Genomic DNA, 15,822 nt, shown 5'->3' with positions numbered 1-15,822 from the left:
CCTGATTTATTGAATTCATTGTGTCAAGTTTTGGATGCAAAATTTGCACAAGATTGTATGGTTGGCCCGAAACCCCCTTGGAGACCAGCCCCATGCCTCCCTCGTCCAGCCGCAAGGTCGTCGTCACGCAGCGTTTCTTCGACGAAAAATCGGCGGAATATCTGCGGGCCCATGGCTGCGAGGTCGTGCTGGCCCCGCCGCCGCCCGGCCAGGGCGATGGCGACCTCGATCCCGCCGAGCTGCAGAGAATGCTGGCGGATGCGGCGGGCTGGATCGTCGGCCATGCGCGGGTGACGCGGCCTTTGCTGGAGGCGCTGCCCGGATTGCTCGTGATCGCCCGGCGCGGCGTCGGCTATGAGCGCGTCGATGTGGAAGCCGCGCGCGATCTCGGCCGCGTTGTCACCATCGCCGCGGGCGGTAACGACGCCTCCGTCGCCGACCACACCATCGGTTTGATGATCGCTGTCGGCCGCCGCTTTCGCGCCTCGCAGGCGGACATGCAGGCCGGCGACTGGTCGATCCTCATGGGTACGGATCTTTGCGAGAAGACGGTGGGGCTGATCGGTCTCGGCCGCATCGGGCGCAGCGTCGTGCGGCGCCTCTCCGGCTTCGATGCCAAAGTGCTGGTGCATACGCCGCATCCGGATGCCGCCTATGCGGAGCAGACCGGCGTCGAATATACCGGCCTGACGGAGCTGCTGCGCCGCTCCGACTATGTCAGCCTCCATGCGCCGCTGACGCAAGCCACGCGGTTCCTGATCGACACGCGGGCCATTGCTTCCATGAAGAAGGGCGCCTTCCTCATCAACACCGCGCGCGGCGGCCTTGTCGACGATGCCGCCCTGCTGACGGGTTTGCAGAACGGTCATCTCGGCGGCGCCGGTCTCGACGTCTTTGTCAGCGAAAGCGATCCGGCATTCCGGCCCGTCTCCGACGCGTTGCTCGCCCTGCCGAATGTCGTGGCGACGCCCCATGCCGGCGCCTCCTCGCATGAAGGGCTCGCGCGCACCAACATGGTGGCAGCGAAATCCGTGGTTACGGTGCTTGATGGCGGCATGCCCGCTCCCGGCTGCGTGGTGGCCGATGGGCGCTGACCTGTCGGGCATCTTATCCGGCCCGGAGCGGAAAGGCGCCGGTCGCCAGCGCGGCGACAAGAACGACAAGGCAGATCAGCACCGCCCATTTCAGGGCGAAACGCTGGGCATCGGCGACATCGACGCCCAGCAGCCCGCAGGCGAGATAGATCGGTGCGAGCAGAGGGCTCAACGCATGTACCGGCTGGCCGATGAGAGAAGCGCGCGCAATGGCGTCCGCCGGAATGCCGTAGCTTGCCGCCGTGCTGGCGATCACAGGCACCACACCGAAATAATAGGCGTCGTTCGACATGACGAAAGTCAGCGGCATGCTGGCAAGCGCCGTGATCGGCGCGAGATACGTGCCGATCGACGGCGGAATGATCGACAGTGCGCTCCCTGCCATCGCATCGGCCATGCCGGTGCCATTCAAAATGCCGGTAAAGGCGCCAGCAGCGAAGATCAGCACCACGACATTGACGACATTCTCCGCATGATCGGCGATGCGTTTCTGCTGTTCGCGGATATTGGGGTAATTGACGGTGATGGCGATGGCGAAGGCGCCCATCATCATCACAGGCAACGGCGCCAGACCGAAAATCATGCCCGCCACCAGCGCCAGTGTCAGCGCGAGGTTGAACCAGACGAGCTTCGGACGGCGCGTTTCCGGATGCGCGATCTCCGGGATGGCGGCAGCATCGACGGCGGGACCGGTGCCGCTTTCACTTCCCGCCGCCGCGAGCCGGCGTCTTTCCGAAAGACCGAACATCCATGCAAGAAGGAAGACGGCCAGCAGCCCGGCGATCATCGCCGGTATCAGCCCGGCAAAAACCTGTCCGAGATCCGCATTCACGGCGGCGGCCGCACGCGCCGCGGGCCCGCCCCAGGGCACAAAATTCATCAGCGAATTGCACAGGCCGAGCAGCGTCGCCAGGATCAGCGGGTTCAGGCCGATGCGGCGATAGACCGGCAGGAAGGCCGTGATGATGATCAGCGCCGTCGTCGTGCCGTCGCCATCCAGCGACACGACGGTGGTCAGCAGCGCCGTGCCGAGACAGATGCGCACGGGATCGTCGCCGACCAGGGCCAGCACGCGCCGTACCAGCGGATCGAACAGACCGGCATCCATCATGATTGCGAAATAGAGCACGGCAAAAGCCAGCATCAGCGCCGTCGGCGATACCTGCAGCACGCCCTTGAGAATCATCTCTCCGAGTTCGGGGCCGGCGCCCGCGATCAGGCCGAACAGGATCGGCACCGCGAGCAGGGCGGCAATGGCGGACATTCGCTTGGTCATGATCAGCACCATGAAGGTGACGACCATGGCCAGGCCGAGAAAGGCGGGGTTCAGTAAGATGTCGAGCATGAAGCTGTTTCCAATCGCCAGGGAGCCGGTATCGGTTGCGGTGCCCGCGCGTCAGTCGCCGGGGTTGCACGATTTCCGCGTGGCTGGTGTAAGAAGGAAATGGGCGGCGCAGGCCGCGCGCCCGCGCAGGGAGGCATGGGAAAGATGACGAATATGCCGGCAAAGGAGGAGGCGGCGCGGGAAGAGGCCACGGCCGATCCGCAACACACCGAGCCCGCGACCCATTCCGTTCTCATGCGCCTGCGCGAGATGATCGTGACGGGCCGGATCCCGCCCGAGACGAAGCTCCGCGCCGAGGCGCTGGCGGCGCAGCTCAACGTATCGCGCACGCCGATCCGCAGCGCGCTGGCGGTGCTCTCCGCCGAAGGGCTCGTGAATTACAGCGTCAATCGCGGCTATACCGTCCGCGCCGTCACCATCGGCGATGTGCTCGACAGTATCGAGGTGCGGGCATCGCTTGAGGGGATGGCCGCCCGGACGGCGGTCGATCGCGGCTGGGAGCCCGGCGCTCTCGAACAGCTGGCCGGGTTGGTCGCTCAGTCCCGCGCCATCGTCGATCGCGGGAAATGGTCGGAAGAGATCGAACGCGAGTGGTATCAGCTCAACTGGCATTTCCACCGCTCGATCATGATTGCGTCGCGCAACGATGTGCTGCGCAACTCCATGCGCATGACCGTGATCTATCCGGTGCTGGGAGATGCCGCGCGCCTCTGCCCGAGCGTTGCCGCCTGCGTGGCGCCGAGGCACCGGCAGGTGCCGGCCACACCCCCGGCGCATATCGTCGACTCCCAGAAGGAACATGAAAACCTGCTTGCCGCGATCCGCCGCGAAGACAGCGCCGAGGCTCAACGCCTGATGTCCGACCATGTCCTCGCCACCAAAAAACGCCTGCTCGCGATTGCCATTCATCGCTGAGCACCGGAGGAGAGGCGCCACGCTAGCAATTAAAGGATGCAAAAACAATAAAATTGCATCCAATATCTTGACCCCGGACCCCAGCTCCGCCTAAGCTCCTGTTATTCCCCGTATTTTCGGGACAGTTGGAGCCTTCAGGATGGATCAAGACCGGAGCTATCGCATCGCCGTCATTCCCGGCGACGGCATCGGCAAGGAGGTCGTGCCGGAGGGCCTGCGCGTCCTGCAGGCGGTCTCCGCCCGATATGGCTGCCGCTTCCGGTTCGACGATTTCGATTTTGCCTCCTGCGACTATTACCTCCGCCACGGCAAGATGATGCCGGATGACTGGAAGGCGCTGATCGGCGGTCACGACGCGATCTTCTTCGGCGCTGTCGGCTGGCCGGAAGCGGTGCCCGACCATGTGTCGCTATGGGGTTCGCTGATCCAGTTCCGGCGCGAATTCGACCAGTATGTGAATCTGCGCCCGGTCAAGCTCATGCCCGGCGTGCCCTGCCCGCTGGCCGGCCGCAAACCCGGCGACATCGACTTCTATGTGGTGCGGGAGAATACCGAGGGCGAATATTCATCCATCGGCGGCCGCATCTTTCCCGGGACCGAGCGCGAAGTGGTGATGCAGGAAACGGTGATGACGCGCGTCGGAGTCGACCGCATCCTGAAATTCGCCTTCGAGCTGGCTGAGCGGCGGGAGAAAAAGCACCTCACCTCCGCCACGAAATCAAACGGCATTTCCATCACCATGCCCTATTGGGACGAGCGGGTGGAAGCGATGGCGGCCGGCTACCCGGCGGTGCGCTGGGACAAATATCACATCGACATTCTCGCCGCGCATTTCGTGCAGCACCCGGACTGGTTCGACGTCGTCGTCGCCTCCAATCTTTTCGGCGACATTCTCTCCGACCTCGGGCCCGCCTGCACCGGCACTATCGGCATCGCGCCCGCCGGCAACATCAATCCCGACCGGAAATTTCCGTCGCTCTTCGAACCCGTGCATGGCTCGGCCCCGGATATCGCCGGCAAGGGCATCGCCAATCCCGTCGGGCAGATCTGGTCCGCCGCGCTCATGCTCGACCATCTGGGAGAAACGGACGCCGCCGCCGCCATCGTCGCCGCGATCGAAACGGTGCTGGCGCAGCCGCATCTGCGAACCCCCGATCTCGGCGGCCCGGCGGATACCGTCACCTGCGGCCGGGCCATCGCGGACGCGTTGCGCTGAGGCCGTTACGATTTCGGATGTCAGGGGCCGTAAACCCTCAGGAAGACATCGAGCGCGTAGTCGAGATATCGGTCGATCTCTTCCGATGAGAGTTTAACGTCTTCGCCGCAAAGCACTTTCATCTGGTACTCGCCGAGCACGAGTCCGATGAAGACGTCGGCTGCGCGCATCGGATCGTCGACCTGGAGCAGGCCGCGCCGCGATTGCTTCGCGAGATAGGTCGAGACCATTTCGCGGCCCCTTGCCGGTCCGGCGCTGTAGAAGGTGGAGCCGAGTTCGGGGAAATGCGCCGCCTCGGCGACAACGAGGCGGAGCAGCGACATCTTGGGTTGCTGGATCACGCCGTCGAAGAACTGCCTGGCGACCACGCGCAGCGCCTCGCGGAGCGGTTGTTCGTCCAGGTCTTCCGCGCGGAGCGCACCGAAAAAATTCTCGCACTCCTGTTCGATCATTTCCTGAAAAAGGCCGGCCTTGCCGCCGAAGAGATCGTAGAGCGTGGCGAGCGAGCCGCCCGAGACACTGACGATGTCGTTGAGACTTGTCGCTCCATATCCCTGTTCGAGAAAAATCGCGCGCGCGGCATCGAGAATGGCCTGGCGCCGTTTCTCGCGCCTGCTCGGTGCGCCGTTGCGGGCTGCCTTCGTCATGATGTTCCCTTCCCCCTCATAGCAACGCGGATCCCCATCCACGGCTACTTCTCATCGGCGGCCTCCGCTAATCCGCCCCCGCCGAGAACCTTGTACAGATTGACGGTATTGCTCACCCGCGCAAGCCGGGTGCGAATAAGCTCCTGTTCCGCTGCGTAAAGGGATCTCTGGGCGTCGAGCAAAGTGAGAAAACTATCGATACCGCTCCGGTAGCGGCGTTCGGCGAGCGCATAGCTTTCATCCGTGGCGTCGACGAGCGCCTGCTGCGCCGCCACCTGGGCGTCATAGGTGCCGCGCCCCGCCAGAGCGTCGGCTACCTCGCGGAAGGCGGTCTGGATCGTTCCCTCGTAGCGCGCGATGTTGATGTCCTTCTGGATTTCGGCGACTTCCAGATTGGCGAGGTTCCGGCCGCCTTGGAAGATCGGCAGACTGATCTGCGGCATGAAGCTCCATGCCCCCGAGCCGGGCTCGAAGAGACCGGAGAGCGAACCGCTCGCCGTACCGCCCGCCGCCGTGAGCGTGATGCTCGGGAAAAAGGCCGCCCTGGCCGCGCCGATATTGGCGTTGGCGCCCTGAAGAACATGCTCTGCCTGCCGTATGTCGGGTCGATTGCGCAGGAGATCCGAGGGAAGTCCCGCCGGCAGGTCGGCGACGAAGCTGTCGATGTTTTCCGCCCGGTCGAGCGCGTCGTCGTCGATCGGCGCACCAACCAGCAGCGTCAGGGCATTGCGGTCGAGCGCCACCTGCCGGATGAAGGCGTATCGGTTGACGCGCGCGGTCTCGACCGCCGTTTGCGATTGCACGAGGTCGAGCTTCGAGGAAATGCCCCGGTCGAAGGTCATCTGCACCAGTTCGAGGGACTTCTCCTGCGTCTGCAGCGTTTCCTCGGTAAGCGCGAGAAGCCGCTGATCCGCCCTGAGCGTCAGATAGGCATTCGCGACTTCCGCGATCAAGGCAATCTGCGCGGCGCGGCGCGCTTCATCCGTCGCAAAATATTCCTGCAAGGCCTGCTCGTTGAGGCTGCGCACGCGGCCGAATAGGTCGAGTTCGTAAGAGGCGATATTCGCCTGCACGCGATAGCTCGTGCCGGTTTGCGCCTGCCCGGTTCCCGAGATGTCGCCCGGCACGCGCTCACGCGTCATCGTACCGTCGCCGCTGATGCTCGGCAGCAAATCGGCGCGCTGCACGCGATATAGCGCGCGCGCCTGTTCGACATTGAGTACCGCCTCGCGCATGTCGCGATTGTTCGCCAGCGCCTGCGCGATCAGGTTTCGCATTTCGTCCGACAGAAAGAAATCCTGCCAGCCCAGATCGGCGACCTCGACGCCGTCCTTCGCGGCGGCATCCTCATAAGCGGCACCGGTCGGCCAGCCGGACGGTATCGGCGCGGCCGGACGCACATAGTCCGGCGCCAGCGTGCAGGCGCCGAGAAAGAGAAAAGACAAAGCGAGCGCGGGGGAGAACCTGTTCATCGGTCTGTTTCCGTTTCCGGCGCAGTCGTCGCCACCCGCTTCGGGAAGATACGCTCCACCACGACGAAGAAGAGCGGCACGAAGAAGATGGCAAGAACCGTCGCGGAGATCATGCCGCCCATGACGCCGATGCCGATCGCGTTCTGGCTGCCCGAGCCGGGGCCCGAAGCAATCGCCAACGGCAGCACACCGAGCGTGAAGGCAAGCGAGGTCATGATGATCGGCCGAAGGCGCAGCCGCGCCGCCTGAATCGTAGCGTCGGCAAGGCTCTCACCGCGCTCGTAGAGCGACTTCGCAAATTCGACGATCAGGATTGCGTTCTTCGCGGCAAGGCCGATCGTGACGAGCAGGCCGACCTGGAAATAAACGTCGTTCGAAAGACCGGTCATGGTGGCCGCAAGCACGGCACCGAGAACGCCCAGGGGAACGACGAGCATCACCGAAACCGGGATCGACCAGCTTTCATAGAGCGCGGCAAGACAGAGAAAAACGAACAGTAGCGAAAGCGCATAGAGAGAAGGGGCCTGCGCGCCCGCCTGCCGCTCCTCGTAGGACAACCCGGTCCATTCATAGCCGACGCCTTCGGGCAATTGCGCCATCAGCCTTTCCATCTCGGCCATTGCATCGCCGGAGCTTACGCCGGGCGCGGCCGAACCCTGGATCTGACGCGAGGAGGAGCCGTTGAATCGCTCGAGCCGTGGCGATCCATATGTCCAGTGCGTTTCCGCGAAGGCGGAGAAAGGCACCATTTCGCCGTTCGCATTGCGCACATGAAGCTTGTAGATGTCCTCCGGCAGCATCCGGAAAGGCGCGTCGGCCTGGACGTAGACTTTCTTGACGCGCCCCTCGTCGATGAAATCGTTGACGTAGCTCGATCCCCAGGCAGCGGACAATGTGTTGTTGATGTCGGAAAGCGCGAGGCCGAGCGCCGCAGCTTTCTCCTGGTCCACATCGACGCGGAACTCCGGCATATCGTCCAGTCCGTTCGGCCGCACGCCGACGAGCTTTGAACTTTGCGCGGCAAGTCCGAGAAGTTGGTTGCGCGCCTGCATAAGCTTCTCGTGACCGATCCCTGCCCGGTCGACGAGTTGCATGTCGAAACCCGAAGCCGTACCGAGTTCCGTGATCGACGGCGGAATGATGGCGAAGGCCATCGCGTCCTTCATGGCGCCGAAGAAGCCCATGGCTCGCTGCGCAACGCTGAAGGCACTTGTCTCGTCCGTTCCGCGTTCGTCGAAAGGCTTCAGGTTGATGAAGGCCATCGCTGAATTCTGGCCCGCGCCGGCGAAGTTGAATCCCACGACCGAAAACAGGCCCTGCGCGGAATCCTTTTCCTGCTCCAAAAAATAATTTTCTACGAGCTTCATGGATTCAAGCGTGCGCTCGGCGGACGCGCCTGCCGGTGTCGTAACCAGAGTCATCATGAAACCCTGATCCTCGTCCGGCAGGAACGAGGTCGGGAGCCGCAGAAAGAGCGCGCCGAGGATGACGACGATGACTCCGTAGACGACCATGTAACGCACCGGCCCCGCCAGAAAGCGGCGCACACCCACGTCGTATGAGCGTCCGCTCCGGTCGAACATGCGATTGAACCAGCCGAAGAAACCGCGTTTTTCCTCGCCGTGGTTCTTAACCGGCTTCAGGAGCGTGGCGCAGAGCGCCGGCGTCAGAACCAGCGCGACAATCACGGACAGCACCATCGCCGATACGATCGTCAGCGAGAATTGACGGTAGATCGCACCGGTAGACCCGGCAAAAAAAGCCATCGGAATGAGAACGGCGCTCAGCACAAGGCCGATGCCGACAAGCGCCCCGGTGATCTGGCCCATCGATTTCCGCGTCGCTTCCCGCGGCGACAGCCCTTCCTCGCTCATAACACGCTCGACGTTTTCGACCACGACGATCGCGTCATCCACGAGAAGACCGATCGCCAGCACCATGCCGAACATCGTGAGCGTGTTGATCGTGAAACCGAACGCCGCGAGAATGCCGAACGTGCCCAGAAGAACGACGGGGACGGCGATGGCGGGAATGAATGTCGCCCGGATGTTCTGAAGGAACAGATACATTACGAGAATGACAAGAACGATCGCTTCCGCGAGCGTCTTGATCACTTCGTTGATCGAGAGACGGACGAAGGGCGTCGTGTCATACGGTATGACGACCTCCAACCCCTCGGGGAAGAAGGGTTCGAGTTCGGCAATTTTCGTGCGAACGGCCTCCGCCGTGTCGAGCGCGTTCGCGCCCGATGCCAGCCGGACGGCAATACCGGAGGCCGGATTGCCATTATAGCGTCCGATGGTCTGATAGTTTTCGGAGCCGAGTTCGACGCGGGCCACCTCCTTGAGGCGCACCTGCGATCCATCCTCATTGACCCGGAGCAGGATGTTTTCGAACTGGGCCGGCGTTTCGAGGCGCGTTTGCGCCGTCACTGTGGCGTTCAGCTGCTGGCCTTCCACCGCGGGGCGGGCACCGAGCTGTCCTGCCGACACTTCTGCATTCTGCGCCCTGATCGCCGTGGTGATATCCGATATCGATATTCGGTAGCTTTGCAGTTTTTGCGGATCGATCCAGATACGCATGGCGTGCTGCGGCCCGAAAAGCTGAATCTCGCCTACGCCGTTCACGCGGCTTATCGGATCCTGAATGTGCGATGCGACGTAGTCGGCGATCTCGGTTTCATTGATCCGGCCATCCGTCGAAATGAACGCGATCACCATCAGGAAGTTTCTGGCCGATTTCGCAACCGTCACACCCTGCTGCTGCACTTCCTGCGGCAGGAGAGGCAGAGCCGATTGCAGCTTGTTCTGCACTTGCACCTGGGCAATATCCGGATCGGCTTCAGGTTCGAATGTAAGCGTTACCGTGCCGGTGCCCGAAGAGTCGCTGGTCGACGACATGTAACGCAGGTAGTCGATGCCGTTCATTTTCTGTTCGATGACCTGCGTCACCGTGTTTTCGACCGTCCGCGCGGATGCGCCCGGATAGGTGCCGGTAACGGTCACGGAGGCCGGTGCAATCGGCGGATACTGCTCGATCGGCAACTGCATGATCGAAAGCGTGCCCGCCAGCATGATGGCGATGGCAACGACCCAGGCAAAGACGGGACGGTCGATAAAGAAATTCGCCATGTTGAACTAACGCCTCGTTGAACCTTTATCGCGCTTTTGTCGCCTCAGCTCAGGGCTTCTGGCCCTGCCGCTCCGCGGCGCCCGCGGGCTGTTGCGTTCCCTCGCCGTCTTCCACAGCCTTGACCTCGATGCCCGGCTGCAGCTTCTGCACGCCCGCGACCACCACACGGTCGCCTGCCTTGAGCCCCTCGGTTATGAGCCATTTGTCGCCGACGGCACGCAGCGCGGTGACGGATTTCTGCATCGCCTTCTCGCCGTCGCCGACGAGCCAGACCTGCGCCTTGCCATCCGGCGTCCGCGATACGCCCTGCTGCGGCACGAGGATCGCGTTTTCGAGCACGCCCTGGTTCACGATGGCCCTCACGAAAAGGCCAGGCAGAAGCTCGGCGTTGGGATTGGGGAAGATCGCGCGCAACTGGACCATGCTCGTGTCCGGCGCGACGGTGACACCGGAAAACTGAAGTTCGCCGGCGCCGCCATATTGTTCTTCGCTGCCTTCAAGCTTCAGCGTCACGGGCGCCTTGCCGTCTTTCGCACCCTGGATGCGGCCTTCGGCCATCGCCCGCTTCAACCGGAGCAGGTCCGATGCGGATTGCGTGAGATCGACATAAATGGGGTCGAGCTGCGTCACCGTGGCGAGTTCCGTCGCCTGGTTGGCCGTGACCAATGCGCCTTCCGTCACCGAGGAGCGGCTGATGATCCCGGAAATCGGCGCAAAGACTTTCGTGTAAGCCAGATTGGTTTCCGCGGTGTCGAGGTTCGCTCTGGCGGTCGCGACATCTGCGGAACTCTGGGCGAGCGTGGCCATGACGTCGTCATAGTCCTGTTTGCTCACCGCATTTACGGCAACGAGTTCCTTGTATCGCGCCGCGCGGGCCCTCTCCGCCTTCTCGTTCGCCGCCGCCTTCGCCAGCGCGGCCTTCGCCGCGTCGAAGGTTGCCCGATAGAGCGCCGGATCGATCTGGTAGAGTTGTTGGCCTTCCTCGACCTTCGCGCCCTCTTCAAAGAGACGCTTCTGGACGATGCCGCTCACCTGTGGACGGATCTCCGCCACCCGGTAGGCCGATGTGCGTCCGGAAAGTTCCGTCGTCACTTCCAGCTGCTCGGGCTTCACCGTAACGACGCTGACTTCCGGCGGCGGCGGACCGCCCTGCTCCTCACCGTCATCGCACCCGCTCAGGACCGCGGCCATCACAAAGAAAGCCGCGAGCCTCACAATCACTCCGCCATGCATCTTGGCTCCTGTCGGTACACACAAGAGGGAACCGTCCCGGTGCGCTGAGGGGGGGGATGCGCTCACATGGCGACGAGCCACGACCGGGACGGCATCTGTGTAATGTATATTACATTACATTGAAGTCAATCCGCTTTTCCCGCGCCTTCACGCGAGGCCCCCTCGGTCCCAAGTCCAATTGGCAAACCAGGATACCCACCGGAGATCCCGGCCGGGAAAATGGCCCGGGAAACGCGCACCCTAATTCCGGGACTGTCACAATCGGGCGTGCTGATTTATCCCCGTTTCCGAACTTCATGACGGTTCGGCGACAGTTCGATGACAGTCGGGGGAATTCGGCCTCGCATCCCCAAGGGGAGAGTGGTGCCCAGGGGCGGAATCGAACCACCGACACTGCGATTTTCAGTCGCATGCTCTACCAACTGAGCTACCTGGGCGGAAGCTCCAGAGCGGGGCGGAAGATGCGCCGCTCTGGCGAGGTTCGCGGTTTATAGGAGATAGATTCCGGCCTGTCCAGAGGCGCCCGGCCACCCTGCAAAGGGTAATCGCGACAAGGGGTTAATGCTCGGCGTCGTCCTCGCCGGCACGGCTCTGAGAGGCCTCGTCCCACTCATCCGGCGGTTCAACAGCGGGGATCGCGTAGCCGCCCTTCAGCCAGCGGTTGAGATCGACATCCGCGCAATGCTTCGAGCAGAAGGGATGAAACTCCGGCACCGATTTCCTGGCGCAGATCGGGCATGGGCGCGGCGCGCGCAATTTGACGACATTGCCGCCTTCACCAGTCACGAAAACATCTCCGGTCTATTGCACGATGCCTACATCGATGCGCTCGCGCGGGAAAGCGGGCTCACCGATCAGGCTGATATCGGCGGGAACTTTCCGGCGCAATCTCTCAACGAGATAGGGATTTCCGCGCTCGAGCCAATCCACGACTTCCACCGAGGCGCGCGCAACAAGCGGGCGGCCGGGGGTCGCCTGGGCTTCGCGGGCGATACGGCGCAGAAGATCGTTCGCCATCGTCGCGCAGGTCTTGCGGCGCGGGCGGCCATGCGGATAGGCGGGCTCGGTGAGCAATTTGTCGAGCGGCTCGCGCACACGCTTTCGCGTCATCTCGACGAGGCCGAATTCCGACATGCCGGAAATCTGCGTCGGCACGCGGTCCTTCGCGAAGCCTTCGTTCAAGGCGTCGATCACCTTCTGGATATTGGCGGGATCGTTCAGGTGTATGAAGTCGATGACGATGAGACCGCCGGTGCCGCGCAGGCGAAGCTGATAGACGATTTCGTGCACGGCTTCGAGGTTGATCTTGACGCTGGTCTCTTCGAGGCCCGTCGCTGCCGTGTAGCGTCCTGAATTGACGTCTATCGCGGTCAGCGCTTCCGTGGTTTCGACCGTGATCCAGCCGCCCGACGGAAGCTCGGCGCGCGGCTCCAGTGCCGCTTCGATTTCGCCATCGACATCGTAGAGCGAGAACAACTGACCGGGGCCGTTGAAAAGCTGAATGCGGTCGAGCATTTCCGGCATGGCGCGGCGGCAATAACGCTGCGCCTCGCCGAAGGCATCGGCGCAGTCGATCAACACGCGCGAGGTATCGGCGCTGACGCAATCGCGCAGCGTTTTGGAAACAGGATCGAGGTCGTGGAAGACGACACAGGGCGCGGTGGAACGCTTTTCCGTCTCGCGCACCTTCCGCCACTCCTCGGCGAGCTGGCGCGCATCGGCGGCTATGTCCTCGGCAGTTGCGCCGATGGCGGCGGTGCGGACGATAAAGCCCGCAGGCTCGCCGGTGACGCCCATCGGATTGAAACGCTCGACCATTTCCTCGACGAGCGCCGCGAGGCGTTCGCGTTCCGGTTCGTCTTCGATGCGGCGCGAGAGGGCGACGCCGGACTGATTAGGAACGAGGACGAGAAGACGGCCAGGGATCGTTACATTGGCGGAAAGCCGCGCGCCCTTGTCGCTGATCGGGTCCTTCACCGCCTGCACGAGGATCGTCTGTCCTTCCTGCACGCAGGCACTGATCGGCGGCAGCGTGCCTTCATCGAGGCCTGTCAGCTCGCACAGGCAACGCGCCTCGCGCGCGCCGAGAAAGCCGGCGCGCTCGAGGCCGACTTCAACAAACGCCGCCTGCATGCCCGGCAGCACGCGCTGCACGCGGCCGAGAAAAATATTGCCGATAAGCGAATGGCCGGCGCGACCTGTCTTTGCCTTCAGGTCGTCCTCCATGGTGCGCTCGAGAAAGAGCTCCACCGGACGTCCGTCCTCAACGATCGCGACGCGCGTCTCGCCGGGACCGACATTGATCAATACTTCTTCGGACATAAAAACCCTGATTTGCACCCGGCGCGCCCCCGCACAACCGGATGTTCCCTCTGCACCCTCGACATCTCTCGCTCTCTTGAAAGACCGATCCTAACACTCTTGTTAGCGAAGAGGATAGCCGCGTCAGGACTGTGAAAACACAGGAAATCCGGCACCTGCGAGAAGCGCGGCGGTTTCATAGAGAGGCAATCCCACCACGGAAGAGTGAGAGCCGGAAAGCGCGCGGACAAAAAGTGCGGCGCGGCCCTGGATCGCATAGCCGCCTGCCTTTCCGCGCCATTCACCGCTTGCGAGATAGGCGGAGGTTTCGTCCGGCGAGAGGCGCTTGAAGGTGACGCGGGTTTCGCAGACGCGCTCGCTCACCCGGTTCGGCGCGATGAGATGGACGGCCGTGTAGACGCGGTGGGCGCGGCCGGAAAGCAGGGCAAGGCAGGACCGCGCCTCCTCTTCCGTCTCGGTTTTCGGCAGGATGCGGCGGCCGCAGGCGACGACCGTGTCGGCGCCGAGCACCAGAGCATCTGGATGGAGGGCTGCGATCGCTTGTGCCTTCTCGCGGGCGAGGCGGAGCGCATGGTCGCGCGGCAGCTCGTTTGTCCGGGGCGTTTCGTCGATGTCGGCGGCCAGGACAAGATCCGGCTCGATGCCGATCTGTTCGAGGAGCGCGAGGCGGCGCGGCGAGGCGCTGGCGAGAATTAGCCGAGGTTTCGCGCCGTTTTCCGACACGGGCGCGTCACTTGAACCGGTAGGTGATCCGGCCCTTCGTCAGGTCGTAAGGTGTCATTTCGACAAGCACCTTGTCGCCCGCGAGGACGCGGATGCGGTTCTTGCGCATCTTGCCCGCTGTGTGGGCGATGATTTCGTGTTCGTTCTCGAGCTTCACGCGGAACGTTGCGTTGGGCAGCAGTTCCGTCACCACGCCCGGAAACTCGAGCAGTTCTTCCTTCGACATTCATTATCCTTCGGAAATTTGCCCGGAGAATGGTCAGAAAGCCCCGGAAAATCAAGAGCCCGGCCCCGGAATTCGCACCGGGGCCGGGCCCAAACCGTTGATTTGCCGCGAGAATCCCGATCAATCGACCAGAAGATACTCGATCGTCGAGACCACCCGCACGGTCTTGGCGACCTGTTCGGTCTCCTGCGTGCCGGGCGTGTTGTCGCGCGGCAGGATTTCGAACTGGCCCTGCCAGGCGCGCCTGATGCCGCCGAGGCTGGAGCCTGAATCGGCGGCGAAGGTTTCCGCGGCTTCGCGGGCGCGTTTGGTGGCTTCCTCGATCATTTCGGGCTTCAAGGCAGCGATGCCGGTGAACAGGTAGGACGGCCGGACAGGGCCATATTCGTTAGATAAAACAACGCCTTGCTCGACCAGCTCGCTGGTGTCCTTGTTGGCGGCTGCGACCTTGTCGACGTCGGTTGAGCGCAACACGATCTGCTGAGCGATGATGAAACGGCTTTCGACGGGACCGCTGCTGTAAGCCTGGGCCAGACGGTCAGTGACCTGGGGGGCTTGCAGCTCGATTTCGTCGTCCGAAAAGCCGTGCGATTTCAGGAAGTTAGTGACGGCAGTCGCATTGGCTTTGACCTGGGCTTGCGTCTCGGCAAGCTCGTTGCCGGTGGCGACGAAGCGCAGCGCCCAAAGCGCAAGGTCGGCCTTAACCTCCCGTTCCGAAAGGCCTTTTACCGAAACGGAGCGGTCGCCGAGGCGCGATTTCACGAGCCCCTGACCACCCAGATAACCACCAAGCGCAATACCGAGGCCGAGAATGAGGGCAGCCGTCAGTGTAAAGATGGATTTCATGATAAGGCGTTTCCCCAATTGAGTTTTCGCACTCTTATAACATGCCGAATGAGGCGGATTCGTGAAATGAGGCGCGCGACTGTCATCGAACCGTCAACGAACCGTCACAAACTGACCCCCGGTGCGCCGGCCCGACACCTCAAAAAAAGTAATCCTCGAAAATGCAGATAAGCCAAGCGACAAGAAATGACGATGACGCGATCTGGCGGACCATCGAACCTGCGATCCGGGCGGGGGAAACTTATCCCCTGCCCCGTGACCTTACCCGCGAGGGCGGGCTCGCCTATTGGTGGACGCCGGGCCACGAGGTTTTCATGGCGGAGGAAGGCGGGGATATTCTCGGCACATATTATTTGCGCGCGAATACGGGCGGCGGCGGCGCCCATGTCGCCAATTGCGGGTACATGACGTCGCCGGAAGCGCGGGGGCGCGGCGTGGCGCGGGCGATGTGCCTGCATTCGCTGGACAGGGCGCGGGCGCGCGGCTTTCGCGCCATGCAGTTCAATTTCGTGATCTCGACCAACGAGGCGGCGGTGCATCTGTGGCAGTCATGCGGCTTCGAGATCGTGGGCCGGCTGCCGGGGGCGTTCTCGCATCCATCGAAGGGGTATGTGGATGCGCTGGTGATGTACCGGATGATTTGAGTACGGA

14 protein-coding genes and 1 tRNA gene are annotated in these 15,822 nt (G+C 62.9%); 4 read left to right on the top strand and 11 right to left on the bottom strand.

Annotation, left to right across the window (positions count from 1 at the left end; translation table 11 throughout):
- The first annotated feature begins 92 nt into the window (after nt 1-92).
- Nucleotides 93-1,094, top strand: a complete 1,002-nt coding sequence (locus PLAV_RS02735) for a phosphoglycerate dehydrogenase (RefSeq protein ID WP_011995451.1) — start codon at nt 93-95, stop codon at nt 1,092-1,094.
- A gap of 13 nt (nt 1,095-1,107) precedes the next feature.
- Here the strand turns inward: PLAV_RS02735 and PLAV_RS02730 are convergent, their stop codons facing one another.
- Complete coding sequence (locus PLAV_RS02730; RefSeq protein WP_011995450.1) at nt 1,108-2,439, bottom strand: CitMHS family transporter; 1,332 nt, start codon at nt 2,437-2,439, stop codon at nt 1,108-1,110.
- A 144-nt stretch (nt 2,440-2,583) separates the two neighbouring features.
- Here PLAV_RS02730 and PLAV_RS02725 point away from each other — a divergent pair, with 144 nt between their 5' ends.
- Both PLAV_RS02725 and PLAV_RS02720 read left to right on the top strand, forming a co-directional pair.
- Nucleotides 2,584-3,354, top strand: coding sequence for a GntR family transcriptional regulator (locus PLAV_RS02725; protein WP_011995449.1), 771 nt, complete (start codon nt 2,584-2,586; stop codon nt 3,352-3,354).
- A 139-nt stretch (nt 3,355-3,493) separates the two neighbouring features.
- Complete coding sequence (locus tag PLAV_RS02720; RefSeq protein ID WP_011995448.1) at nt 3,494-4,570, top strand: tartrate dehydrogenase; 1,077 nt, start codon at nt 3,494-3,496, stop codon at nt 4,568-4,570.
- 20 nt (nt 4,571-4,590) lie between these two features.
- On the opposite strand, the gene PLAV_RS02715 is transcribed toward PLAV_RS02720, so the two are convergent.
- The 10 genes from PLAV_RS02715 to PLAV_RS02670 form a co-directional block, all read right to left on the bottom strand.
- Nucleotides 4,591-5,217 carry a TetR/AcrR family transcriptional regulator gene (locus PLAV_RS02715; RefSeq protein ID WP_011995447.1) on the bottom strand — a complete coding sequence of 209 codons (627 nt, stop codon included), beginning with the start codon at nt 5,215-5,217 and terminating at the stop codon, nt 4,591-4,593.
- A gap of 44 nt (nt 5,218-5,261) precedes the next feature.
- Nucleotides 5,262-6,689, bottom strand: coding sequence for an efflux transporter outer membrane subunit (locus PLAV_RS02710; RefSeq protein WP_011995446.1), 1,428 nt, complete (start codon nt 6,687-6,689; stop codon nt 5,262-5,264).
- Nucleotides 6,686-9,820, bottom strand: coding sequence for an efflux RND transporter permease subunit (locus tag PLAV_RS02705; protein WP_011995445.1), 3,135 nt, complete (start codon nt 9,818-9,820; stop codon nt 6,686-6,688). The genes PLAV_RS02710 and PLAV_RS02705 overlap by 4 nt, the downstream gene beginning before the upstream one ends.
- Before the next feature lie 49 nt (nt 9,821-9,869).
- Nucleotides 9,870-11,054 (bottom strand): efflux RND transporter periplasmic adaptor subunit, encoded by a 1,185-nt coding sequence (locus tag PLAV_RS02700; RefSeq protein ID WP_011995444.1) that lies wholly within the window; start codon nt 11,052-11,054, stop codon nt 9,870-9,872.
- A 361-nt stretch (nt 11,055-11,415) separates the two neighbouring features.
- Nucleotides 11,416-11,491 (bottom strand) — tRNA-Phe (locus tag PLAV_RS02695).
- Between the two features lie 121 nt (nt 11,492-11,612).
- Nucleotides 11,613-11,840, bottom strand: a complete 228-nt coding sequence (gene yacG / locus PLAV_RS02690; protein ID WP_011995443.1) for a DNA gyrase inhibitor YacG — start codon at nt 11,838-11,840, stop codon at nt 11,613-11,615.
- 15 nt (nt 11,841-11,855) lie between these two features.
- The gene (locus PLAV_RS02685) at nt 11,856-13,376 is read right to left on the bottom strand and encodes an Rne/Rng family ribonuclease (RefSeq protein WP_011995442.1); all 1,521 of its coding nucleotides are present in this window, start codon (nt 13,374-13,376) and stop codon (nt 11,856-11,858) included.
- 123 nt (nt 13,377-13,499) lie between these two features.
- Nucleotides 13,500-14,099 carry a Maf family protein gene (locus tag PLAV_RS02680; RefSeq protein ID WP_011995441.1) on the bottom strand — a complete coding sequence of 200 codons (600 nt, stop codon included), beginning with the start codon at nt 14,097-14,099 and terminating at the stop codon, nt 13,500-13,502.
- 7 nt (nt 14,100-14,106) lie between these two features.
- Nucleotides 14,107-14,325 (bottom strand): translation initiation factor IF-1, encoded by a 219-nt coding sequence (infA, locus tag PLAV_RS02675; protein WP_011995440.1) that lies wholly within the window; start codon nt 14,323-14,325, stop codon nt 14,107-14,109.
- Nucleotides 14,326-14,445: 120 nt separating this feature from the next.
- Nucleotides 14,446-15,171 carry an SIMPL domain-containing protein gene (locus PLAV_RS02670; RefSeq protein WP_011995439.1) on the bottom strand — a complete coding sequence of 242 codons (726 nt, stop codon included), beginning with the start codon at nt 15,169-15,171 and terminating at the stop codon, nt 14,446-14,448.
- Nucleotides 15,172-15,332: 161 nt separating this feature from the next.
- Here PLAV_RS02670 and PLAV_RS02665 point away from each other — a divergent pair, with 161 nt between their 5' ends.
- Nucleotides 15,333-15,815, top strand: a complete 483-nt coding sequence (locus PLAV_RS02665) for a GNAT family N-acetyltransferase (RefSeq protein ID WP_011995438.1) — start codon at nt 15,333-15,335, stop codon at nt 15,813-15,815.
- Nucleotides 15,816-15,822: the final 7 nt, after the last annotated feature.

Origin of the sequence: Parvibaculum lavamentivorans DS-1, assembly GCF_000017565.1 — a bacterium.
Lineage (GTDB): Bacteria > Pseudomonadota > Alphaproteobacteria > Parvibaculales > Parvibaculaceae > Parvibaculum > Parvibaculum lavamentivorans.
This window is presented reverse-complemented; position numbering and strand designations above follow the sequence as displayed.